Origin of the sequence: Stutzerimonas decontaminans (assembly GCF_000661915.1) — a bacterium.
GTDB classification, from domain to species: domain Bacteria; phylum Pseudomonadota; class Gammaproteobacteria; order Pseudomonadales; family Pseudomonadaceae; genus Stutzerimonas; species Stutzerimonas decontaminans.
This window is the reverse complement of the sequence record NZ_CP007509.1, coordinates 1,586,504-1,606,774: the sequence shown is the minus strand read 5'-3', so window position 1 is coordinate 1,606,774 and position 20,271 is coordinate 1,586,504. Positions and strand designations below refer to the sequence as shown.

Sequence of the window (20,271 nt, the reverse complement as noted above, 5' to 3'; positions counted from 1 at the left end):
GGGCGTCGATGCGCCCGACCAGCCCCGTCGCGTTGCCCGCCCATTCAGGAATTAGCATGAACGACCGCCCCTCTTCCGATGCCTTCCAGCATGCCGAACTCGACTGGGATGAGAACGGCCTGCCGCAATCGCGCCAGTACGGCGACGTGTACTTTTCCCGCGCCAGCGGGCTGGCCGAAACCGAGCACGTGTTTCTCGCCCAGAACGAAGTCGCCCAGCGCTTCGCGGCGCTGCAGGGCAACCAGCATCTGGTGATCGGCGAAACCGGTTTCGGCACCGGTCTGAATTTCCTCTGCGCCTGGCAGCTGTTCGAACGCACCGCTGATAAGCAGGCGCGTCTGCATTTTGTCAGCGTCGAGAAACACCCCTTGAGCCGCGACGACATGCAGCGCGCGTTGGCACTATGGCCGGAGCTGCAGCAGCAGGCGACGCAGCTGTTGCAACAGTACGTCGCGCTGAACCCGGGCTATCAACGCTTCGTCTTTGCTGGCGGCCGAGTGGTGCTGACGTTGCTGGTCGGCGACGTGCTCGACTGCCTGCCCAGCCTGGATGCGCGGATCGACGCCTGGTTTCTCGACGGCTTCGCCCCCGCGAAGAATCCGCAGATGTGGCAGCCGGCGCTGTTTGCCGAGCTGGCCAGGCTGTCCGCGCCCGGAGCCACGCTGGGCACCTTTACCAGCGCCGGCTTCGTCCGCCGCGGCCTGATCGAGGCCGGCTTCGACATGCAGCGGGTGCCCGGTTACGGCCACAAGCGCGAGATCCTGCGCGGGCGCCTGCAGGCGGTCGCCAATCCGGTTTCAGACAAGCCCTGGTTCGCCCGTCCCAACCGTGGCATCACCGAACGCCGGGCCGTCGTGATCGGGGCCGGGCTGGCGGGCTGCGCCACCGCCGCATCGCTGGCGGCCCGGGGGTGGCAGGTCAGCGTGCTGGAGCGCCACGCCGAGGCCGCACAGGAAGGCTCCGGCAATCCTCAGGGTGTGCTCTATCTGAAGTTATCCGCCCATGGCACCGCGCTTTCGCGGCTGGTTGTCAGCGGCTTCAGCTACACCCGCCGCCTGCTCGCCAACCTGCAAGCGGGCCAGGACTGGCAGGCCTGTGGTGTGCTGCAGCTGATCTATGACGACAAGGAACGCCAACGCCAGGCCGAGCTGGCGGCGGCCTTTCCTGCCTCGTTGGTCCATCCGCTGACACGCGAAGCGGCCGAAGCGCTAGCGGGAGTGGCACTGCCCGAAGGTGGCCTGTTCTACCCCGACGCCGGCTGGGCCCATCCGCCCGCCCTGTGCCGCTGGCTGCTGCAGCAGCCAGGCATCGAGCTGCTGCAACATCATGAAGCGCTCGAACTGCAGCGCAACGGCCAGTCCTGGCAGGTGCTCGCTGGTGAAAAGGTTCTCGCCGACGCGCCCGTGGTGGTACTCGCAGGTGCTGCCGATGCTGCCCGCTTCAGCCAGAGCGCCTGGCTGCCACTCAAGCGCATTCGCGGGCAGATCTCCTGCCTGCCGGCCAACGCCGAAAGCGGGCAGTTGCGTACCGTACTCTGTGCCAAGGGCTATGTCGCACCGCCACGCGACGGCACGCACACACTGGGCGCGAGTTTCAACTTCCAGCAAACCGACGACGCACCCAGCATCGCCGAGCATCAGGCAAATCTGGAAATGCTGGAGCAAATCTCATCCGATCTGTATCAGCGACTTCAGGCGGACCCGCAGCAGACCGGCGCACTGCAAGGGCGCGTTGCATTCCGCTGCACCAGTCCGGATTACCTGCCACTGATCGGCCCGCTGGCCGAGCCGCAGGCCTTCGCCGACACCTATGCCGCGCTGGCCAAGAACGCGCGGCAATCCCAGCACGCTGCCTGCCCTTGGCTGGAGGGCCTGTACGTCAACACCGCCCATGGCTCGCGCGGCATGATCAGCGCGCCGTTGTCCGGTGAACTGCTCGCCGCCTGGCTGAATGACGAACCGCTGCCGTTGCCGCGGGACGTGGCCGAAGCCTGCCACCCCAATCGATTCCTGCTGCGCAAGCTGATCCGCGGCAGCTGAAAGCAGACCCTCTCAAGCCGTCGTTTTGCTGCGACGGCTTGCATCCTCGTCTGCGCCAAAATGATACTCCCGCCTATATATCAGCATGTCGAGGTTCCCATGAAACCACTGTCCTTACTCGCCCTTGGCTTTATCGCCCTCGGCGCCCACGCAGGTACTGCGGTGGATAACGAACAGCTGCAAAGCGAAGCCGCGGGGCTGATCCCAGCATTTCAGCAGCAACTGCTCGGCACGGTAAAACAGGCCATGGCCGAGGGCGGCCCGGCCCAGGCTGTCGAAGCCTGCCAAACGCTCGCGCCGAGCATTGCCGAGCAGCACAGGCAGGCGCCTTGGAAAGTTGGCCGCACAGCGCTCAAGCTGCGAAACCCGGATAACGCACCGGATGCCTGGGAGCGCTCGGTGCTGGAACAGTTCGCCAAGCGCGCCGAGGCTGGCGAGCCGATCCAGCAGATCAGGCACGCCGAGGTGGTCGATGGTCAGTACCGTTACATGCAAGCGATCGGCACTGCGGAAGCCTGCCTGGGTTGCCACGGCGAGAAGATCAAGCCAGAACTGCTGAGCCTGCTCGATCAGCGTTATCCGCAAGACCAGGCGCGAGGTTTCCGCGAGGGCGACCTGCGTGGCGCATTCACCCTCAGCCGCCCTCTGGCGCCCTGAGCGGCCTTGTAAGGATGATTGCGTGATACCACCTTGCTTCGCTGTTCGTGGCTGGGAACACGCACCGGCGTGAACGGACCAATGTCATGAACGACGATTCTGCTGAGCGACGGAGCATCACATGAACCCGGCAACACCAAACAGCACCCCGGCTCGCTCGATCGGCAACTTCGCCTGATGGACGTACTGCTGCTGGAAGCGCTGGGTATCGGCCTGATCCTCGGGCTGCTGCTCGGGCTGACCGGCGCCGGTGGATCGCTGGTTGCACTGCCGCTGCTGCTCAGCCTGCACCTGCCCCTACGCGATGCCATTGGCGTCAGCCTTGGTGCGGTGGCCATGTCCGCGCTGATCGGCGCGATTCCGCGGGCGCGCCTAGGCCAGGTCGCCTGGCGCCCGGTGATGCTCCTGGCTATCTGCGGCTTACCGGGCAATGCGGCCGGTCAATGGCTCGGGCAATTCATTCCGGAACGCGGGCTGATCGTCGCCTTCTGCTTGCTGGTGCTGTGGTCGGCCTGGCGCATGTGGCGCGGCGCCAACCTGCCGGCCAAGGAGAATGTCGCGGATCATCAGCTGGCGCTGCTGGGCATCGGTGTCGGGGTCGGCCTGTTGTCCGGGCTGATGGGCGTAGGCGGCGGATTTCTCATCGTTCCGGCTCTGCTCTGGTTCACCTCGTTGTCACTGCTGAGTGCCATGGCCACATCGATGGCCGTGATCGCCGTGGTCAGCGGCGGCGGTTTCCTGATCTACCTCACCGATGCCGAGCCACCGCTGCCGCTACTCGGTGGGCTGGCGCTCGGCGGTGCCTTCGGCGTGCTGGCCGGCAATCGCCTGGCGCAGTACCTCAACAGCAGCCTGCTGCAACGGCTATTCGCACTGATGCTGGTAACCGTCAGCCTGTCGCTGGGTGTGCAGAAGCTGCTGCTGGGCAACTGATCAGCGTCGCGCCGGATCATCCCAGAAAGGTCTGCTCGCTTCCCATTCGATATCGGCGCGACTGCGACCGATGTCCTTGAGCATCTCGTCACTGAGGCTTGCGAGCTGCCGCCGTTGCCGGGCCAATTGATTCCAGCGCCGCAGCGTTGTCCACGCCTGCGACAGCAGTCCGGGTGTGGACGCATTTGCTGCCTTGGGCAGATGGAACCGGTGCGAAGTAAGTTTCTGCGTGTTCATCACGGCACCCTCCTGTGGGATTGGCGCCAGTCTCTCGCTGGGTTTAAGATCAATCCAACGAATGTTACTGATGCCATGCATCTCGAGGATTGATGAATGGCCAACTACCCGAATATTGATACCGAGTTGCTGCGCAGCTTTGTGGCCATTGCCGATCATGGCGGCTTCACCCGCGCCGCTGCTGCGGTAAACCGCACCCAGTCGGCCGTGAGCATGCAGATGAAACGGCTGGAAGAGGATGTCCTGCAGCGCCCACTGTTCGAGCGTAGCGGTCGCCAGGTCAGGCTTACCGCCGAGGGTCAGATACTGCTGGGCTACGCACGGCGGATACTCAAGCTGCACGGTGAGGTAATGACCACCCTGCGTCAGCCGCACATGGTTGGCGCCGTACGCATCGGCACGCCCGATGACTACGTCATGCGCTTTCTACCCGGCATCCTCGCGCGCTTCGCCCAGGCATTTCCGCTGGTGCAGGTCGAGGTGCATTGCGAACCGTCGAGCCAGTTGCTGCAGCGACGGGATCTGGACCTGAGCATCGTGACCCGCGAGCCAGGCACCGAAATCGGCCAGCTACTGCGTCAGGAGCATGTCGTCTGGGCGGCTGCCCCGGGTTTCAACCTGCACGAGCATCGCCCCTTGCCGCTGGCCACGTTCAACAGCGATTGCTTCTGTCGGGCCTGGGTGTGCAATGCATTGGATGCGCGGGAAATCGAGTATCGGATCGCCTACACCAGCCCCAGCCTTTCGGCGATCATGGCCGTGGTCAACGCTGGTCTGGCGCTGACTGCGCAGCTGCAGAGCCTGATTCCTGCGGAGCTGCAGATACTCGGCGAAGCGGAAGGTCTGCCTCATCTGCCGCAGAGCAGCATCGTGCTGCTGCGCAATCCGCAGCAGCAGTCTCCGGTCAGCGAAACGCTTGCCGGCTATATCGTCGATGGCTTTCGTCTGTAAGCGGATCAGCCGCGCCCGGAGGCCATCTCGTCGAACACCTCCGGCACCAACGCCGCTTCGCCCTTATCGACTAGCCGCTGGCGCTGACCAACGTCCTGCTGGTTATCGAGGATTGCCAGCAAGCGCGTGCCGCGTTCGGTAAGGACGAAATTCTCGCCATTGCCGCCCTGCTCCTCCGGACGAGTGACGATAAATCCACCCTCGAACAGCAGGCTCTCGTAGTCGGCCGCTTCGGCGCGCAGGCTGTCCAGGTTCGGCATCGGCTGGCCGTCGCTTTCCATCTGCGCGGCATGTTCCTCGGCATAGCGGCGCGGCTTGAAGCTGTCGTTGGCGCTGGTCTGCACTTCATGAAGCAGGCGCTGGATCAGATCCCAGTTGTAGCTCATGGCCATTCTCCCGTAGCGGTTGCTCGCCCCAGAAACGAGGCGCCTGTACATACCGACCGTTTCCGGTGCCGAGGGGTTCGCCGCTGAACTAAAGCGGCCGCGCTGCGATCCACCGTTCAGACCGACTGAGCGAGGAACACACCATGAGAATGCTGACGATCACGCTGACTGCAGCCCTGCTGGCCAGCCCTGCCGTGCATGCAGCCTGTACCACCGACGAAGTGAATGCCAAGGCCGAGCAGCTGGCGCAGCGCATCAACCAGCTCACCGAGAGCAATCCGCAGCGGGCCAAGGAAATAAACGAAGAGATTCGCCAAATGGAAGCCAAGCGCACCGCCGACCAGTTGGGCGACGAGTGCGAGGCCTACGACAAGCGGCTGAAGCAGATCGAGGAAGCCGAACGCGAGGCCGACATTCCGCCGGCCGACACGCAGCGCTGAACCGAAAGGCCGAGGGTTACTCGGCCGTCGGCTTCTTACGTTTGAGTGGCGCCATGCCGTCCTGGCTCACCACCGGCGACGGAGCTTCGCGCTTGGCGCCATTCGGGCGCCTGCCGGCCGGTTTGGACTTCTTCTCGACGCCTTTTTTCTTTTCGACCTTTTTCTTCTTGGTGCCAGCGGCCTTGCCGGACGCCTTCAGATTCTTCGGCCCTTGATAGCTGCCTTTCAGTCCCTTGATCACCCGCCGCTCGAAACGCTGCTTGAGGTAGCGCTCGATACTCGACATCAGGTTCCAGTCGTTGTGGCAGATCAGCGAGATCGCCAGCCCTTCGCCACCAGCACGCCCGGTCCGACCGATACGGTGCACGTATTCGTCGCCCGAGCGCGGCATGTCGAAGTTGATCACCAGATCCAGCCCTTCGATATCCAGACCGCGAGCGGCCACGTCGGTCGCAACCAGCACCTTTACGCCGCCTTCCTTAACTCGATCGATGGCCAGCTTGCGGTCTTTCTGGTCCTTGTCGCCGTGCAATACGAAAGCCTTCACGCCCTCGGCGACCAGCCGTCCATAAAGACGATCGGCCTGCACGCGGGTGTTGGTGAAAATCACCGCCTTCTTATACGTCTCGTTGGCCAGCAGCCAGTGCACCAGCTTTTCCTTATGCTCGGTGTTCTCGGCAGTGATGATCTGCTGGCGGGTGCCTTCGTTCAGCTCGCTGACCCGGTTGAGCTGCAGGTGCAGCGGGTCGCGCAGCACGCTGGCGGTCATCTCACGCAGCGCAGCGCCGCCGCTGGTTGCGGAGAACAGCAGCGTCTGCTGACGCTTGGCGCACTCACCGACCAGACGCTGTACGTCCTCGGCGAAGCCCATGTCGAGCATGCGGTCGGCCTCGTCGAGGATCAGCATCTCGACATCCTTGAGAATCAGCGTGCCGGCATTCAGGTGCTCGATCATCCGCCCCGGCGTGCCGATGAGAATGTCGGGCACCTTGCGCAGGACGGCTGCCTGAACCTTGAAATCTTCGCCGCCAGTGATCATTGCCGACTTGATGAAGGTGAACTGCGAAAAACGCTCGACCTCCTTGAGCGTCTGCTGTGCCAGCTCGCGAGTCGGCAGCAGGATCAGCGCGCGGACGTCGGTGCGCACCACGGCATCGCCGATCAGCCGGTTGAGCATCGGCAGGACGAACGCGGCGGTCTTGCCGCTGCCGGTCTGTGCCGTCACGCGCAGGTCACGCCCTTCCAGCGCCGGCGGGATCGCCGCCACCTGCACCGGGGTCGGCTCGACGAATTTGAGTTCGGCGACGGCCTTGAGCAAGCGTTCGTGCAGGGCGAATTGGTCAAACAAGGGAGCTACCTCGGAGGTCAAAAAAACGATGGCATAGGTTAACCCGTCTGCCGGGCAAAGGCGCGTTCTGTAACAGCTGCCATGTTTTCCCCCGCAAACACCGGCTAAGCTGAACAAAGCGAAGCGGCTTAATGCCCAGGAGGTTCGCATGATCTCAAAAAAGCGAGTAGCGCTACTGACCGGCGCGCTTTCACTGGCGTTGTATGCCACCGTAGGTGCGGCGCAGCCGAACAACGGTCATCCCGGTAACAAGGGCAAAGCCGACCGCGGCGATAATTCCCCGCCCGGGTCGCAACAGCATTATCGCTATCGCGAACCGGCCGTCGATCTTGGAGCGGTCCGCATTACCCTTCGCGATCATCGCGACCTGTTGGCGCCGGCCTCTTCGCTGCCGCCGGGTATCCAGAAGAACCTGGCACGTGGCAAACCCCTGCCGCCAGGTATCGCCAAGAACATGGACGGCCGCCTGCTCGGCCAGCTGCCGCGCTATGACGGCTACGAGTGGAAACAGATTGGGCGCGACGTCGTTCTGGTCGCCATCGCAACCGGCATCGTCTACGAAATTCTGGAGAACGTTCTGGACTGACGGACAGGCCGCCGCGAATCACTCCGACGGCGCCATGGCTGTGCGCTTATTGCGGCTCGCAGGTCAGCTTGATACGCAGGCGGATCACGTCGCGCTTGAACTTCGAGGTCAACGCCTTTCGCTCACCCGGCTGCACTTCCGTGCGCCGCGTGCGGGGTGCTTCCGGGCCGTTCTGGAATACGGCGGTGCACACCGCGGCCGTTTCCCCGTAATTGAGCAACAGCAACCCGGCCAGGTCGCGGTCGATGGCTTGCGGAGTGACATCGATATCCGCCCCATTGAGCTGCTGATCGACATCTATCGGATAGGTCGCGGCATGGGCGGCAAGCGGTAACAGGGCAAAGAGCAGGTAACCGATTGTTTTCATTTGACTGGGCTCCTCGATAGAGGGGCCAGCGTAACAGACCCTAAAGGAAGCGAAGGAATGAAAGTGCCCCGTGTGACTCTCGATCAGTGGCGCACCCTGCAGGCGGTCATCGATCACGGCGGCTTTGCTCAGGCGGCCGAAGCACTGCATCGGTCGCAGTCCTCGGTCAGCTATACCGTGGCGCGCATGCAGGAACAGCTCGGCGTGCCGCTGCTGCGTATCGATGGCCGCAAGGCAGTGCTGACCGAGGCGGGCGAAGTGCTTTTGCGACGTTCCCGGCAGCTGGTCACCCAGGCCAGCCAGCTGGAAGAACTCGCACATCACATGGAACAGGGCTGGGAAGCCGAGGTGCGACTGGTCGTCGATGCCGCCTACCCCAGCGCCAAGCTGATCCAGGCACTCAGCGAGTTCATGCCGAAGAGCCGCGGTTGCAGGGTTCGCCTGCGCGAGGAAGTGCTCTCCGGCGTCGAGGAAGTATTGAAGGACGGCACCGCGGACCTGGCGATCAGCGGGCTGGACATCACCGGCTACCTGGGCAGCGAGCTCAGCACCGTGGAATTCGTCGCCGTCGCCCATGCAGAACACCCGCTCCATCAGCTGGGCCGCAAGCTCAGCGTGCAGGACCTGCAGAGCCAGATGCAGATCGTGGTGCGCGATACCGGCTTGCGCCAACCGCGCGATGCCGGCTGGCTGGGCGCCGAGCAGCGCTGGACCGTGGGCAGCCTGGCCACCTCCGTGGCGTTCGTCAGCAGCGGCCTGGGCTTCGCCTGGCTGCCGCGCCATCTGATCGGTCGCGAGCTGGCCGAAGGCGTGCTCAAGCCGCTGCCACTGGTCCAAGGCAGCATTCGCCGGCCGTCTTTCTATCTCTACACTAACCACGATAAACCGCTCGGGCCGGCTACCCGGATTCTCATCGAGCTGATCAAGACGTACGATGCCGGACAGGCCACGACTCTGGCTGGCTGACAGCTTCCCCACCATCAGGAAAGACATCATGTTGAAACGCATTGCCCTCGCCGCCTGTACCGTTCTGCTGGCCGGCAACCTGTTCGCCGCGGAAAACCCGCGCGTGCTGCTGACCACCAGTCTGGGTGAAATCGAGCTGGAGCTCGAAGCGGAAAAGGCACCCATCAGCGTCGAAAACTTCATCGGTTATGTGGAAAGCGGTTTCTACGACGGCACTGTTTTTCACCGCGTCATTCCCGGCTTCATGGTCCAGGGCGGCGGCTTCGGTGAAGGGTTGAATCAGAAGCCCACCAAGGCGCCGATCAAGAACGAGGCGGACAACGGTCTGCACAACGTGCGTGGCACTGTCGCCATGGCTCGCACCCAGAATGTGAACTCAGCGACCAGCCAGTTCTTCATCAACCATCGCGACAACGATTTCCTCGACCACGGCAGCCGCGACTTCGGCTACGCCGTGTTTGCCAAGGTCGTACGCGGCATGGACGTGGTCGACCAGATCGCCCAGGTGCCCACCGGCAATCGCGCCATGATGCAGAACGTGCCGCTGACCCCGGTGAAGATCATCACCGCGAAGAAGCTCTGATCCCCGAGGGGCCGGTTCACCGGCCCTTTTCATTTTTGACGGCATTCCCCAGCTGCCGCCATCGTGCGAAACCCTCAACCGACAGGAGATCGCGACATGACTGAGCCGCAAAGCCCGCTGAATACCCCGGAAGGCGAAGCCCAACTGCTGCAGGACCTGCTCAGCGCCGAACGCGCCGGGGCCAGGGTAGCCGGCGATTCGTTGCAGCACCCCTGCACGCCGGAGCAACGGCAGCTGCTCGAGCAGGTCCGCCAGGGCGAGATCGAAAGCTGCAAGCTGCTGCTCAACTGCCTGCAGCATCTTGGGTTGGAGCCCAACAAGGACACCGGCGCCTTTTACGGCAAGGCGATGGCCATTGAATCACTGGACGAGCGTCTGCCCTTCATCGACAAGGGCCAGCAGTGGGTGATCCGCAAACTGCGCGAGTATCTGCCCGGCTGCCAGGACCCGTTGCTGCGCAGCGAGCTGGAACGCATGCTGCAGATTCACGAGGAAAACAGCGCCGCCTCCCACGCCTGAGACGAACGGTTAGCTGCCGGCCTGCCGGTACGGCAGCGCCTGGCGCGCCGCCTCGGCGTACGCCAGCACACCCGCACGTTCCTGCTGCAGGAAATCCGCCACCGCGGCGCGCAAGCCGGGATGCTGAAGATAGTGCCAGGAGCGCGTGATGACCGGCTCGAAGCCACGAATGAGCTTGTGCTCACCCTGCGCCCCGGCATCGAATCGCGGTAATCCACCGGCAATCGCCTGGTCGATGCCCTGGTAGAAGCACGTCTCGAAGTGCAGCCGGTCGAACTCCGCCAGACAGCCCCAGTAACGACCATACAGACCAGACGCGCTATGCAGGCTGAAAGCCATCGCCACCGGCCTTGGGCCCTGCAACGCCAGCACCACGCGAATCGCCTGGGGCATGCGCTCGGCCAACAGACTGAAAAACTGCCGCGTCAGATACGGCGCCTGGCCACGCACCTGATAAGTATTGGCATAGCAGGCATAGACGAAATCCCATTCCGCCTCGCTGAGCTGGTGCCCTTCACGCCAGTCGAACGTGATGCCCTGCCCCGCCACCTGCTCGCGCTCCTTGCGCAGCTGCTTGCGCTTGCGCGAGGTCAGCGCATCGAGGAAGTCCTGAAAGTCGCGATAGCCCCGGTTGTGCCAATGAAACTGACAGCCAATTCGCTCCAGCCAGCCGTCCCGCCCCGCCAGCAGCTGATCGGCCTGCGGCTCGGTAAAATTCACGTGCAGCCCCGATAGCCCTTGCACTTCCAGCCCTTCGGTCAAGCCATCGAGCAGCTCGCCAGCTGCTTGCACATCACCCAGCAGACGGCCGCCGGTGACCGGCGTGAACGGCACGGCGCAAAGCAGCTTGGGGTAATAGCGGATGCCTGCTCGCTGACAAGCGTCAGCCCAGGCCCAGTCGAAAACATACTCGCCGTAGGAATGGCTTTTGCGGTAAAGCGGCAACGCCGCCTGCAACTCGCCCTGTCCGTCGCGCATGACGACGTGGGCCGGCTGCCAGCCGCTGCGCCCTCCCACGCTGCCGCTGTCTTCCAGCGATGAGAGGAAGGCGTGACGGAGAAACGGCTGCGAGTCGGTCAGCAAGGCATCCCATGCGACGGGCGCGAGCTCGGCGAGGCGGTACAGGGTCTGGATAGGCATGCGCGCAGTCTGGCCTGTCACGCGGACGAAAAAAAGCCCCGCCAATGGCGGGGCTCAAGGGAGCATCACGGATGAAGTGATGTTTTAGAACACGTACTGGGCGCGCAACACGATGCCGTCGCCATCGTCGTCGCCATTGGCGTTCTGCTGATTGTCGACCTTGGCCTTGACGTAGGCGCCGGTCAGGCGAACGTTGTCATTGGCGTACCAGTTCAGGCCGACGTTGTGGACCTTGCCTTCGACAGTGCTGCTGGCGGTGGTGCCAACGGTGTCGTCATCACCTTCGATGTAATCGTAGCGGTAGAAGACTTCCCAGGCGCCGGTCTGCTTGTTGCTCGGCTTGATCGCATCGAAGCGACCCAGCTTGTAGTCACGCGCTTCACCGGTGAGGGTGTAGGCGATCTGAGCGTAGTAACCCTTGGCTTCGATGTCTTGATTAGCGCTGGAGTCGGCATCCAGCTCACGCTTGATGTATTCACCTTGCACCGACAGCGGGCCCATGGCCCATGCAGCTTCCAGGCCCCAGGCGGTGTCGTCGCCGTAGGAGCCGGCAACCTGGTTGTTGGCACCGGCCAGCAGCAGGCGGTTGCCGTTGGTGCCGGCGTCGTTGCCGCCCGAGGTGGAAACGCCGCGCATGCCCAGACGGCTGCGGATACGAGTGTCCAGACCACCGACGTCGTCGAGATCACGCTTGGCGAAGTTCACGCCCAGGTGCAGAACGTTGCCAGCCTCGTGCATCGGAGCGAACACGCCGCGCACGTTGAATTGCTTCACGCTGTCGCCGTCTACGTCGTTCTGATCCTTGGCGTGCAGGCCGAGGGAGCCGTACAGGGAAGGGCCAGCGGTACCGTTGACCTGAATGCCGAGACCGTTCTGATGGCCATTGGCCCAGTCGATCAGGTCGTAAGCGGCGTTACGCTCAGGAGCGGTCACCCACTTGGAGCTGGTGGCTTTTTCCAGGCCGAAGTCGGGGTCGAAACGACCAACCTTGACGTTGACCGGGCTGAAACCGGAGTACTGGATGGAAGCTTCATCCCAGTAACCGTCTTCGCTGCTGCCGGCGTTATGCGACAGGTCGTAGCTGAACTGATATTTCCAGTCGGTGAACGCAACGCCACCGATCTCGATAAAGGCACGGCGGAAGTAGGCGGCATCGGCACTGTCGCCATTAGCGGTGTAGAAGCCGTCGAACTGGCTGTAATCGGCCTGCACGCGACCGCCTACCTTGAAGCTGAACTGTTTGTCCGTCGTGGCGACTTCCAGGCCACCCTTGGTCTTGACAACGATATCGGCTCCGTCAGTGGTAACGGTGCCGGCGAAAGCCTGGGCGGAAACGGCCAGAGCGAGGGCGCTGGCGGCGAAACCGGCGAAGTGCTTACGGATCATCAAAATTCCCCTTTATGTTTAGCGTCGGAAACACTCGAGATGGGCTCTTTGTGTTCGGGGGAATCTTGGCGACGGTGTATGTCAGCCAAATGGCTGATATGTAAAGCTTTTGTGACAGCGGAACTTTCCGTGGAGCCGCATCACAGAGCGGCTGCGGCAGTTTTTCATCAGCGGTGGACGTTGCGCTCGCTAGGCCGCCGAGCTCCAGCGACCAGTTTGTCGACGGCCTTCGCGGCGGCGACCATGCCGAAGCTGGCGGTTACCATCGTCACCGCACCGAAGCCTCCGGCGCAGTCGAGTTTTACTCCTTCGCCGACAAAACTCTTGCTCTGGCATACGCCGCCGTCCGGCTTCGGATAACGCAACTGCTCGGTGGAAAACACGCAAGGCACGCTGTAGGTGCGCCCCGGTGTGCGCGAGAAGTTGTATTCACGACGCAGCAGCGAGCGCACCTTGGCCGCCAGCGGATCGTTGAAGGTCTTGTTCAGGTCGGTGACCTGAATCTGCGTCGGATCAACCTGCCCGCCGGCACCGCCAGTAGTGATGATCTGGATCTTGCGGCGCTTGCACCAGGCGATCAGCGCCGCCTTGGCCGGCACGCTGTCGATACAGTCGATGACGCAATCCATGTCTTCGGTGATGTACTCGGCCATGGTTTCGCGGGTGACGAAGTCAGCAACGGCATGCACGCGGCAGGCAGGGTTGATGGCACGAATGCGCACGGCCATCTCATCGACCTTGGCTTTGCCTACAGCCCCATCCAGCGCGTGAATCTGCCGGTTGGTGTTGGTGATGCACACGTCGTCCAGGTCAAACAGGCTGATCTCGCCGACCCCGCTGCGTGCAAGCGCCTCGGCTGCCCAGGAGCCGACGCCGCCGATGCCGACCACTGCCACGTGCGCATTCACCAGCCGCTCGAGGCCGACGCGGCCATACAGACGGGCAATGCCGCCGAAACGCTGATCATCGATAGACATGCCGACTCCCCGGAAAAAACCTGGCGATTATAAGACCTCGTAGCCCCACGGCCACTGCATCCGGCCGTCACCGAGGCCATGGCTTTGCTTTAATATGGCGCCCTTTCCCCGCCGCATCGGAGCCGTGATGACCGCCCCCGCCCTTTCCCCTACGCTCGAACTCGCCTGCGAGCTGATCAACCGCCCATCGGTGACGCCGCTGGATGAAGGCTGCCAGCAGCTGATGAGCCAGCGCCTGGCGGCCTGCGGCTTCGCCATCGAGCCGATGCATATCGAGGACGTGGAGAATTTCTGGGCGATTCGCGGCAGCGAAGGCCCGGTACTGTGCTTCGCCGGCCATACCGACGTGGTCCCGACAGGCCCGCTGCAGGCCTGGCAGAACCCGCCGTTCAGTGCACGCATCGATGAGCAGGGCATGCTGCATGGCCGCGGCGCCGCGGATATGAAGGGCAGCCTGGCGGCCATGGTCGTCGCGGTGGAGCGCTTCACCGCTGCTCATCCGGATCACAAGGGGCAGATCGCCTTTCTCATCACCAGCGACGAAGAAGGTCCGGCGCACCACGGCACCAAGGCCGTGGTCGAGCGTCTGCGCGAACGTGGCCAGCGCCTGGACTGGTGCATCGTCGGCGAACCGTCGAGCACGACGCTGGTAGGCGACGTGGTGAAGAACGGTCGCCGCGGCTCGCTGGGCGGCACACTCACCGTGCGCGGCCAGCAAGGCCACGTCGCCTATCCGCATCTGGCGAAGAATCCCATCCACCTGGCTGCGGCGGCGCTGGCAGAACTGGCCGCGGAGCATTGGGACGATGGCAATGCGTTCTTCCCGCCAACCAGCTTCCAGATCTCCAACCTGAACGCCGGCACCGGCGCCACCAACGTTATTCCCGGTACGCTGGAAGCGGTGTTCAACTTCCGCTTCTCCACCGAATCCACCGTCGAACAACTGAAGCAGCGCACCGCCGCGATTCTCGACAAGCACGGCCTGGACTGGAACGTGGACTGGGCACTGTCCGGCCTGCCCTTCCTCACCGAACCGGGCGCGCTGCTCGACGGCGTCGCCAAGGCGATCCGCAGCGTCACCGGCCGTGAAACCACACCATCCACCAGCGGCGGCACCTCGGACGGGCGCTTCATCGCCACGCTCGGTACCCAGGTGGTCGAGCTTGGCCCGGTCAACGCAACGATCCACCAGGTGGACGAACATATCCTTGCCAGCGATCTCGATCTGCTGACCGATATCTACTATCAGACCCTGGTGAACCTGCTCGCATGCTGATCTGCCCGATCTGCCAGGCGCCGCTCAGCGCGGTCGACAACGGCGTGGCCTGTCCGGCCAACCACCGTTTTGATCGCGCGCGCCAGGGTTACCTGAACCTGCTCCCGGTACAGCACAAGAACAGTCGCGACCCCGGCGACAACCAGGCCATGGTCGAGGCACGCCGGCGCTTTCTCAACGGTGCCCATTACGCACCGCTGGCCCGGCGCCTGGCTGACCTTGCCGCCGAGCGTACGCCGCAGCGCTGGCTCGACATCGGCTGTGGCGAGGGCTACTACACCGCACAGCTCGCCGAAGCGCTGCCGGATGCCGAAGGCTATGCACTGGACATCTCCCGTGAAGCGGTCAAGCGCGCCTGCAAACGCGCACCGCAGCTCGAATGGCTGGTCGCAAGCATGGCGCGTGTTCCGCTGGCCGATGCCAGCTGCGACCTGCTCGCCAGCGTGTTCAGCCCGCTGGACTGGCAGGAGGCGCGACGCCTGCTCGCGCCCGGCGGCGGTCTGCTGCGCATGGGGCCGACCCGCGACCATTTGTGGGAGCTTCGCGCGCGGCTCTACGACGAGGTGCGCGATTACGACGACGAGAAACACCTGTCGTTGATCCCTGAAGGCATGCGCCTGGCTCATAGCGAAACCCTCTGCTACGAGCTGCAACTGGACGATGCCCAGGCCCGTGCCGATCTGCTGGCGATGACCCCGCACGGCTGGCGCGCCAGCGCCGAACGCCGCGCCGCAGTGATCGACAGTCACCTCAGCGTGCGGGTTGCGATACGCTACGACTGGATCGAACGCACAGCGTAGCGTTCGTATATTTTGCCGACGATCGAAAAACCCCGCTCCACCACATAAGGCAGTCGCCCATGCGTCAACCCGATATCGAGATCTACCTCAGGGATGCCAGCCAGCAAGCCGTCGGCGAGTGGCTGGCCCAGGCCATTGGCTCCTGCTCCGCCTGGCAACAGAAAGGTCAGACCTTCAAATGCAGCGCCGCCGGCATCCCCGTGACCTGGCTGCCGAAGGCGGTGGGCAAATGGCATTGCCTGCTGCTGGAAAGCGATGCCACCCCTTGGGACGATGACCTCGCCTGCGCGCGTGCGGCGTACCAGGCCCTGGGCGTGGAAATCCGCTGCGCCCCAGGCGGTTGGCAAGAAGAGGAAGCCGTTGAAGAAGCCGACCGCTGGATCCGCATCAGCGATGACGGTGAAGAGGAAATCGTCTGGCGGACCGGTTGATCAGTCGGCTTGCACGCTTTGCACCGAAGACAGAAACCCGCACCTGAAAAAACAAAGCCCGTCACTTTGGACGGGCTTTGTCGTAAAGCAACCGAAGTCAGACGCTGGCGACGTCTTCGGCCTGCAGGCCCTTCTGGCCCTGAGTCACCGAAAACTCCACCTGCTGCCCTTCGGCCAGCGAGCGGTGGCCGTCGCCACGGATCGCGCGGTAATGCACGAACACGTCGGCGCCATTACCCCGCTGAATGAATCCGTAGCCTTTTGCATCGTTGAACCATTTGACGGTTCCTGTCTCGCGCTCAGCCATTACCACTTCTCCAACTCGCTTTTTGTTATTCCTCGGAAGAGGGGTCTACGACCGCGTCTCGTGCAGTTGCTTCAGCGCAAATGCGACTCGAACGCAGCCGTTGCCGGAGTATAAAACAACGATTTTGGCTGTCAGCCTCTTTTTTCCAAGGCCCTTTCTTGCCTCTGCGCCAGCCCCGATCAGCACCGGGGCTGGCGCTTGGATCAGGCGCTGCGCCGGCGCCGCCACAGCCACAACGCCAGCACGCCCAGCGTCAGCACCAAAGGCACCAGCGCGATATTGGCGAACTTGAGCGTACGCCCGAGCGCCTCGATGTCGGCGTTGAGCTGGTAGCGCACCTCGCGCAGTTCCTTGCGGATACGGACCTTTTCCTGCATGAACTGGCGCAGCGCCTGCTCCTGCTCAGCGGTCAGTTCCAACGCCTGCTCCGGGTCCGGGCTCTGCAACTCGGCGAGCTTCTGCTCGGTATCGGCCAGGCGTTGCTGCAGCACCTCCTCCTTCTCGCGGAAGCGGTTCTCGGCCTGACGCTGCAACGTTTCCACCACCACGAACGGACGGGTGAAGCGACCACGGGAGCGCACGCTGATCAGCGCATCGGTACCGGACAGATTGTCCAGCGCATTGATCACGAAGGCTCCGTTGTCGGCCCACGGCTGCGGGATGCGCTGACCGAAGAAGTCCTGCACCTGCACCCACATCCGGTCGCTCAGCAGGTCCGTGTCAGCGACGGCAATGACGTTGATGCTCTGACTTTCCTGAATACCCTTCTCCCGGCCTTCTATCCCATTCGGGAACGCGGTCTTTGCCGGTCCCTGGATGCGTGCCGCCAGGGTATAGCGCTCACCGGTCGGTTCCAGGCCAAGCAGCAGCGTCTCCGGATTATCCAGCGTGGCAAAGCGCTCGGCTTCAACCGGCATGCTGTATTCGGAGCTGCTGAACAGCGGCGTGAAGCGCGTCGTCGCGCCTTCCAGTGGCTCGAGAATGCCAGCACTGGCGACGGTGATGTTCTCCAGCGCGGCAGTGGTCACGTCATCCTGGTCCAGCGCGCCTCGCGGCAGGCTCAACCAGCCCGCATGGCGAACCGGCCGCCGCTCCGCGCCCATGCCCACCGACATGGCATAGGCCGCATCGGCCAACGCACGCTGCGGCACCATGCGCACGCCCCACGCCTTGAACAGTGGTTCGAGGTCGGACGCACGTTCTTCGCCGAATTCTCCCGGGCCGATGCCCATGCCTGGATCGGCCTCGCTGTGCGGATCGACGAAGGCCAGCAGCTTGCCGCCACGCAGGACGAACTGGTCGATGGCGTAAAGCGTCTGCTCCGGCAGGTCCTTCGGATGAATCAGCAGCAACACCGACACATTGGTCGGAATCAGGTCCACATCACGACGCAGACTCTCGATATGGAACAGCTGGCGGACCTCCTCCAGCACCATCCACGGCGGCGTCGCCTGCTGTGTGCGCATGTCGAAGCCACCGGTCAGCTGCAATCCGGACAGCACTCCGACCACCGGCAGCTCGCCGGCAGCCAGGCCCTGCACCAAACGGCTTATTTCGTACTCAAGGAACTCCTCCTGATCCAGCGGGAAGAACGGAATGATCTGTGTGCTGCCTTCAGCATTGGTGCCTGCCAGGCCAAAGTAGACCTTGTCGCCGCCCTGGTTGAGCGGCACCGCCTGCAGACCGAACTCGGCCGCGCGGTCCTCCTCCTCGGAGAACGGTTGCGGATCGATCACGTGCAGCTTGAGCTTGCCGCCGGAGGCGCGCTGATAGGCTCTGAGCATCTCCTCGACGCGGCGCGCATAGTTGCGCAGCGCCACCAGCTCCTTGGCCGTCTCGTCCGAGTAGAAGAAGTGCAGCTCGATCGGCGTCTGCAAGCCGTCGAGAATGCGCTCGGTGCCCTCGGAGATCGTGTAGAGCTTCTGCTCAGTCAGATCAAGCCGCGCATTGGTGAACAACATGCCGGATAGGCCGTTGAACACCAGAAAGGCCAGCGCGATCAGCAGCAGCCCGGCACCGGAATAGATGACTCGTTTCATGTCTGTTCCCTCAGGCGGCTTTCTTCAGATCGACGACCACGGCGGTGGCCGCCAGCCAGGCGACGATCAGCGTGACGAAATACAGCAGGTCACGCAGGTCGATCACACCCTTGCTGATGGAATCGAAACGGATCAGGAAGCTCAGCGAAGCCACCGCATCGATCAGCCACTGCGGCGCCCAGGCCAGGGCATCCAGCACCATCGGCAGACCGCTGACGATGAACAGGAAGCACACCGCCACCGAGAGGATGAAGGCGATCACCTGGTTCTTCGCCAGCGCCGACATGCACGAGCCGATCGCCAGAAAGGCGCCGGCCAGCAGCCAGCTGCCGAGATAGCCGGCGGCGATCACGCCATTGTCCGGCTCGCCCAGGTAGTTGACCGTGATAACCATCGGGAAGGTCAACAGCAAGGCGATCCCGGCGAAAACCCAGGCCGCGAGGAACTTGCCGCCAACCGCCTCGAAACGGGTGATCGGCAGCGTCATCAGCAGCTCGATCGAACCCGATTTGCGCTCCTCCGCCCACAAGCGCATGGCGATTGCAGGCACCAGAAACAGATAGAGCCAGGTATGAAAGCTGAAGAACGGCGTCAGATCGGCCTGGCCGCGCTCGTAGAAGCCGCCAAGGTAGAAAGTGAACACCCCGGACAAGACCAGAAAGATGACGATGAACACATAGGCGAGCGGCGTGGCGAAGTAGCTAGCCAGCTCACGCTTGAAAATAACCGGCAACTGGCTCATAGCGATTCCCCACGGGTCAGGTTGCGAAACACCTCGTCCAGCCGGCCGCGCTCCACGTCCAGCTCCTTGACCACCCAGCCCTGCTGGGTGATCAGCGCATTGACCTGCGGGAAGATCACCTGCCCCGGCTGTGCCAGCACCGTCAGGCTGTGCTCGCGCTCGTTGAGCTCGACACCGGCGACACCCGGCAGCGCGGCCAGGGCAACGTCGTCCAGCGGGCCGTCGCTGACCAGCGTGACCGCCTGGTGGTACTTCGAACGGCTTTCCAGTTCCAGCGGCGTGCCGTCGGCCACCAGCCTGCCATGGGCGATTACCACCGCGCGGGTGCACACCGCGCTAACCTCTTCGAGAATGTGCGTGGAAATGATGACGATCTTGTCCTGCGAAAGGCCCTGGATCAGCTGGCGCACCTGATGCTTCTGGTTCGGATCGAGGCCATCGGTGGGCTCGTCGAGAATCAGCACCTTGGGGTCGTGAAGGATCGCCTGCGCCAGGCCGACGCGACGCTTGAAGCCCTTGGACAGCGTCTCGATGGATTGCCCCAGCACGTGCTCCAGTTCTACCTGCGCCACCGCAGCCTCGACCCGCTGACGCTTGTCCGCACCGCGAAAGCCGCGAACTTCGGCGATGAACTCGAGAAAGCCGCGCACCGTCATGTCGCCATAACAGGGCGCGCCCTCGGGCAGATAGCCGATCTGTCGCTGAGCCTGCAGCCGCTGCGTCTGGATGTCATGACCGAGGATGCTCGCCGTGCCGGAAGTGGGCGCGAGAAAGCCGGTCAACATCTTCATGGTGGTGGATTTGCCCGCACCATTCGGGCCGAGAAATCCCAGCACTTCTCCACGCTGGACCTGGAATGACAGGTCGTCTACGGCCGTGTGCTGGGCAAAACGCTTGGTCAGGTTGTTTATTTCGATCATGGACTCTCACCAGTGCGCTGAAGGCCTGGCGCGCCGCCCGTGCGACACGGCCCAGACCCTGCAAAAATGCCGGCGGAACTATAAGAACAGCAACTCGACGAATGCAACCTGTCACTAGGCTGTGAGGACTACTCTGATTAACTAATCATCAGCGATAAGAAATGAACGGCGCTGGCGACGAGCCGTGTAGGGGATTGATCGACGCTGCTTCATCAGCCTCTCTGCGCGCAAGTCCGTAAAG

The 20,271-nt window shown here is 63.3% G+C and carries 23 protein-coding genes; 12 read left to right on the top strand and 11 right to left on the bottom strand.

Annotation, left to right across the window (positions count from 1 at the left end; all coding sequences use genetic code 11):
• The first annotated feature begins 56 nt into the window (after nucleotides 1-56).
• The 3 genes from mnmC to UIB01_RS07530 all read left to right on the top strand — a co-directional run bounded on the left by mnmC (nucleotide 57) and on the right by UIB01_RS07530 (nucleotide 3,629).
• The gene (gene mnmC / locus UIB01_RS07540; RefSeq protein WP_038658405.1) at nucleotides 57-2,039 is read left to right on the top strand and encodes a bifunctional tRNA (5-methylaminomethyl-2-thiouridine)(34)-methyltransferase MnmC2/FAD-dependent 5-carboxymethylaminomethyl-2-thiouridine(34) oxidoreductase MnmC1; all 1,983 of its coding nucleotides are present in this window, start codon (nucleotides 57-59) and stop codon (nucleotides 2,037-2,039) included.
• A gap of 99 nt (nucleotides 2,040-2,138) precedes the next feature.
• Entirely contained in the window at nucleotides 2,139-2,696 is a 558-nt protein-coding gene (locus UIB01_RS07535; RefSeq protein WP_038658402.1) for a Tll0287-like domain-containing protein, read from the top strand.
• A 177-nt stretch (nucleotides 2,697-2,873) separates the two neighbouring features.
• Nucleotides 2,874-3,629 (top strand): sulfite exporter TauE/SafE family protein, encoded by a 756-nt coding sequence (locus tag UIB01_RS07530; RefSeq protein WP_038658398.1) that lies wholly within the window; start codon nucleotides 2,874-2,876, stop codon nucleotides 3,627-3,629.
• Here UIB01_RS07530 and UIB01_RS07525 read toward each other — a convergent pair whose 3' ends face one another.
• Nucleotides 3,630-3,866 (bottom strand): DUF1127 domain-containing protein, encoded by a 237-nt coding sequence (locus UIB01_RS07525; RefSeq protein ID WP_038658395.1) that lies wholly within the window; start codon nucleotides 3,864-3,866, stop codon nucleotides 3,630-3,632.
• 96 nt (nucleotides 3,867-3,962) lie between these two features.
• Between UIB01_RS07525 and UIB01_RS07520 the strand changes: the two genes are divergently transcribed.
• Nucleotides 3,963-4,817, top strand: a complete 855-nt coding sequence (locus UIB01_RS07520) for a LysR substrate-binding domain-containing protein (RefSeq protein ID WP_038658392.1) — start codon at nucleotides 3,963-3,965, stop codon at nucleotides 4,815-4,817.
• Between the two features lie 5 nt (nucleotides 4,818-4,822).
• Here the strand turns inward: UIB01_RS07520 and UIB01_RS07515 are convergent, their stop codons facing one another.
• Entirely contained in the window at nucleotides 4,823-5,203 is a 381-nt protein-coding gene (locus tag UIB01_RS07515) for a hypothetical protein (protein WP_038658389.1), read from the bottom strand.
• A 143-nt stretch (nucleotides 5,204-5,346) separates the two neighbouring features.
• Here UIB01_RS07515 and UIB01_RS07510 point away from each other — a divergent pair, with 143 nt between their 5' ends.
• Complete coding sequence (locus UIB01_RS07510) at nucleotides 5,347-5,643, top strand: hypothetical protein (RefSeq protein ID WP_038658386.1); 297 nt, start codon at nucleotides 5,347-5,349, stop codon at nucleotides 5,641-5,643.
• Nucleotides 5,644-5,659: 16 nt separating this feature from the next.
• On the opposite strand, the gene UIB01_RS07505 is transcribed toward UIB01_RS07510, so the two are convergent.
• Entirely contained in the window at nucleotides 5,660-6,991 is a 1,332-nt protein-coding gene (locus UIB01_RS07505; RefSeq protein WP_038658383.1) for a DEAD/DEAH box helicase, read from the bottom strand.
• A gap of 148 nt (nucleotides 6,992-7,139) precedes the next feature.
• Here UIB01_RS07505 and UIB01_RS07500 point away from each other — a divergent pair, with 148 nt between their 5' ends.
• Nucleotides 7,140-7,577, top strand: coding sequence for an anti-virulence regulator CigR family protein (locus tag UIB01_RS07500; RefSeq protein WP_038658380.1), 438 nt, complete (start codon nucleotides 7,140-7,142; stop codon nucleotides 7,575-7,577).
• A gap of 46 nt (nucleotides 7,578-7,623) precedes the next feature.
• Here the strand turns inward: UIB01_RS07500 and UIB01_RS07495 are convergent, their stop codons facing one another.
• The gene (locus UIB01_RS07495; RefSeq protein WP_038658379.1) at nucleotides 7,624-7,944 is read right to left on the bottom strand and encodes a hypothetical protein; all 321 of its coding nucleotides are present in this window, start codon (nucleotides 7,942-7,944) and stop codon (nucleotides 7,624-7,626) included.
• A gap of 57 nt (nucleotides 7,945-8,001) precedes the next feature.
• On the opposite strand from UIB01_RS07495, the gene UIB01_RS07490 reads away from it, so the two are divergent.
• From UIB01_RS07490 to UIB01_RS07480, 3 genes are all read left to right on the top strand, one after another.
• Complete coding sequence (locus tag UIB01_RS07490) at nucleotides 8,002-8,910, top strand: LysR family transcriptional regulator (RefSeq protein ID WP_038658376.1); 909 nt, start codon at nucleotides 8,002-8,004, stop codon at nucleotides 8,908-8,910.
• A 28-nt stretch (nucleotides 8,911-8,938) separates the two neighbouring features.
• Nucleotides 8,939-9,493 (top strand): peptidylprolyl isomerase, encoded by a 555-nt coding sequence (locus tag UIB01_RS07485; protein WP_038658375.1) that lies wholly within the window; start codon nucleotides 8,939-8,941, stop codon nucleotides 9,491-9,493.
• Nucleotides 9,494-9,589: 96 nt separating this feature from the next.
• Nucleotides 9,590-10,012, top strand: coding sequence for a DUF6306 domain-containing protein (locus tag UIB01_RS07480; RefSeq protein ID WP_038658372.1), 423 nt, complete (start codon nucleotides 9,590-9,592; stop codon nucleotides 10,010-10,012).
• Nucleotides 10,013-10,021: 9 nt separating this feature from the next.
• Here the strand turns inward: UIB01_RS07480 and UIB01_RS07475 are convergent, their stop codons facing one another.
• The 3 genes from UIB01_RS07475 to tcdA form a co-directional block, all read right to left on the bottom strand.
• Entirely contained in the window at nucleotides 10,022-11,152 is a 1,131-nt protein-coding gene (locus UIB01_RS07475; RefSeq protein WP_038665499.1) for a GNAT family N-acetyltransferase, read from the bottom strand.
• An 84-nt stretch (nucleotides 11,153-11,236) separates the two neighbouring features.
• Nucleotides 11,237-12,538 (bottom strand): OprO/OprP family phosphate-selective porin, encoded by a 1,302-nt coding sequence (locus tag UIB01_RS07470; RefSeq protein ID WP_038658370.1) that lies wholly within the window; start codon nucleotides 12,536-12,538, stop codon nucleotides 11,237-11,239.
• Between the two features lie 167 nt (nucleotides 12,539-12,705).
• The gene (tcdA, locus tag UIB01_RS07465; RefSeq protein ID WP_038658368.1) at nucleotides 12,706-13,515 is read right to left on the bottom strand and encodes a tRNA cyclic N6-threonylcarbamoyladenosine(37) synthase TcdA; all 810 of its coding nucleotides are present in this window, start codon (nucleotides 13,513-13,515) and stop codon (nucleotides 12,706-12,708) included.
• A gap of 127 nt (nucleotides 13,516-13,642) precedes the next feature.
• Between tcdA and dapE the strand changes: the two genes are divergently transcribed.
• Genes dapE through UIB01_RS07450 form a run of 3 tightly spaced genes read left to right on the top strand, consistent with a single transcriptional unit; the run spans nucleotide 13,643 to nucleotide 16,022 of the window.
• Nucleotides 13,643-14,791 carry a succinyl-diaminopimelate desuccinylase gene (gene dapE, locus UIB01_RS07460; protein ID WP_038658365.1) on the top strand — a complete coding sequence of 383 codons (1,149 nt, stop codon included), beginning with the start codon at nucleotides 13,643-13,645 and terminating at the stop codon, nucleotides 14,789-14,791.
• Nucleotides 14,785-15,591, top strand: coding sequence for a putative RNA methyltransferase (locus UIB01_RS07455; RefSeq protein ID WP_038658362.1), 807 nt, complete (start codon nucleotides 14,785-14,787; stop codon nucleotides 15,589-15,591). The genes dapE and UIB01_RS07455 overlap by 7 nt, the downstream gene beginning before the upstream one ends.
• Before the next feature lie 59 nt (nucleotides 15,592-15,650).
• Nucleotides 15,651-16,022, top strand: a complete 372-nt coding sequence (locus UIB01_RS07450) for a hypothetical protein (protein WP_038658360.1) — start codon at nucleotides 15,651-15,653, stop codon at nucleotides 16,020-16,022.
• A gap of 97 nt (nucleotides 16,023-16,119) precedes the next feature.
• On the opposite strand, the gene UIB01_RS07445 is transcribed toward UIB01_RS07450, so the two are convergent.
• The 4 genes from UIB01_RS07445 to UIB01_RS07430 form a co-directional block, all read right to left on the bottom strand.
• Nucleotides 16,120-16,329 carry a cold-shock protein gene (locus tag UIB01_RS07445; RefSeq protein ID WP_038658357.1) on the bottom strand — a complete coding sequence of 70 codons (210 nt, stop codon included), beginning with the start codon at nucleotides 16,327-16,329 and terminating at the stop codon, nucleotides 16,120-16,122.
• Between the two features lie 203 nt (nucleotides 16,330-16,532).
• Nucleotides 16,533-18,368, bottom strand: coding sequence for a GldG family protein (locus UIB01_RS07440; protein WP_038658354.1), 1,836 nt, complete (start codon nucleotides 18,366-18,368; stop codon nucleotides 16,533-16,535).
• A gap of 10 nt (nucleotides 18,369-18,378) precedes the next feature.
• The gene (locus tag UIB01_RS07435) at nucleotides 18,379-19,110 is read right to left on the bottom strand and encodes an ABC transporter permease subunit (protein WP_038658352.1); all 732 of its coding nucleotides are present in this window, start codon (nucleotides 19,108-19,110) and stop codon (nucleotides 18,379-18,381) included.
• Entirely contained in the window at nucleotides 19,107-20,030 is a 924-nt protein-coding gene (locus tag UIB01_RS07430) for an ABC transporter ATP-binding protein (RefSeq protein ID WP_038658348.1), read from the bottom strand. The genes UIB01_RS07435 and UIB01_RS07430 overlap by 4 nt, the downstream gene beginning before the upstream one ends.
• Nucleotides 20,031-20,271 lie beyond the last annotated feature (241 nt).

Coding starts and splice junctions, on each gene's coding strand:
- mnmC (WP_038658405.1), top strand. CDS start 57: ATGAACGACCGCCCCTCTTCCGATGCCTTCCAGCATGCCGAACTCGAC.
- UIB01_RS07535 (WP_038658402.1), top strand. CDS start 2,139: ATGAAACCACTGTCCTTACTCGCCCTTGGCTTTATCGCCCTCGGCGCC.
- UIB01_RS07530 (WP_038658398.1), top strand. CDS start 2,874: ATGGACGTACTGCTGCTGGAAGCGCTGGGTATCGGCCTGATCCTCGGG.
- UIB01_RS07525 (WP_038658395.1), bottom strand. CDS start 3,866: ATGAACACGCAGAAACTTACTTCGCACCGGTTCCATCTGCCCAAGGCA.
- UIB01_RS07520 (WP_038658392.1), top strand. CDS start 3,963: ATGGCCAACTACCCGAATATTGATACCGAGTTGCTGCGCAGCTTTGTG.
- UIB01_RS07515 (WP_038658389.1), bottom strand. CDS start 5,203: ATGAGCTACAACTGGGATCTGATCCAGCGCCTGCTTCATGAAGTGCAG.
- UIB01_RS07510 (WP_038658386.1), top strand. CDS start 5,347: ATGAGAATGCTGACGATCACGCTGACTGCAGCCCTGCTGGCCAGCCCT.
- UIB01_RS07500 (WP_038658380.1), top strand. CDS start 7,140: ATGATCTCAAAAAAGCGAGTAGCGCTACTGACCGGCGCGCTTTCACTG.
- UIB01_RS07495 (WP_038658379.1), bottom strand. CDS start 7,944: ATGAAAACAATCGGTTACCTGCTCTTTGCCCTGTTACCGCTTGCCGCC.
- UIB01_RS07490 (WP_038658376.1), top strand. CDS start 8,002: ATGAAAGTGCCCCGTGTGACTCTCGATCAGTGGCGCACCCTGCAGGCG.
- UIB01_RS07485 (WP_038658375.1), top strand. CDS start 8,939: ATGTTGAAACGCATTGCCCTCGCCGCCTGTACCGTTCTGCTGGCCGGC.
- UIB01_RS07480 (WP_038658372.1), top strand. CDS start 9,590: ATGACTGAGCCGCAAAGCCCGCTGAATACCCCGGAAGGCGAAGCCCAA.
- UIB01_RS07475 (WP_038665499.1), bottom strand. CDS start 11,152: ATGCCTATCCAGACCCTGTACCGCCTCGCCGAGCTCGCGCCCGTCGCA.
- UIB01_RS07470 (WP_038658370.1), bottom strand. CDS start 12,538: ATGATCCGTAAGCACTTCGCCGGTTTCGCCGCCAGCGCCCTCGCTCTG.
- tcdA (WP_038658368.1), bottom strand. CDS start 13,515: ATGTCTATCGATGATCAGCGTTTCGGCGGCATTGCCCGTCTGTATGGC.
- dapE (WP_038658365.1), top strand. CDS start 13,643: ATGACCGCCCCCGCCCTTTCCCCTACGCTCGAACTCGCCTGCGAGCTG.
- UIB01_RS07455 (WP_038658362.1), top strand. CDS start 14,785: ATGCTGATCTGCCCGATCTGCCAGGCGCCGCTCAGCGCGGTCGACAAC.
- UIB01_RS07450 (WP_038658360.1), top strand. CDS start 15,651: ATGCGTCAACCCGATATCGAGATCTACCTCAGGGATGCCAGCCAGCAA.
- UIB01_RS07445 (WP_038658357.1), bottom strand. CDS start 16,329: ATGGCTGAGCGCGAGACAGGAACCGTCAAATGGTTCAACGATGCAAAA.
- UIB01_RS07440 (WP_038658354.1), bottom strand. CDS start 18,368: ATGAAACGAGTCATCTATTCCGGTGCCGGGCTGCTGCTGATCGCGCTG.
- UIB01_RS07435 (WP_038658352.1), bottom strand. CDS start 19,110: ATGAGCCAGTTGCCGGTTATTTTCAAGCGTGAGCTGGCTAGCTACTTC.
- UIB01_RS07430 (WP_038658348.1), bottom strand. CDS start 20,030: ATGATCGAAATAAACAACCTGACCAAGCGTTTTGCCCAGCACACGGCC.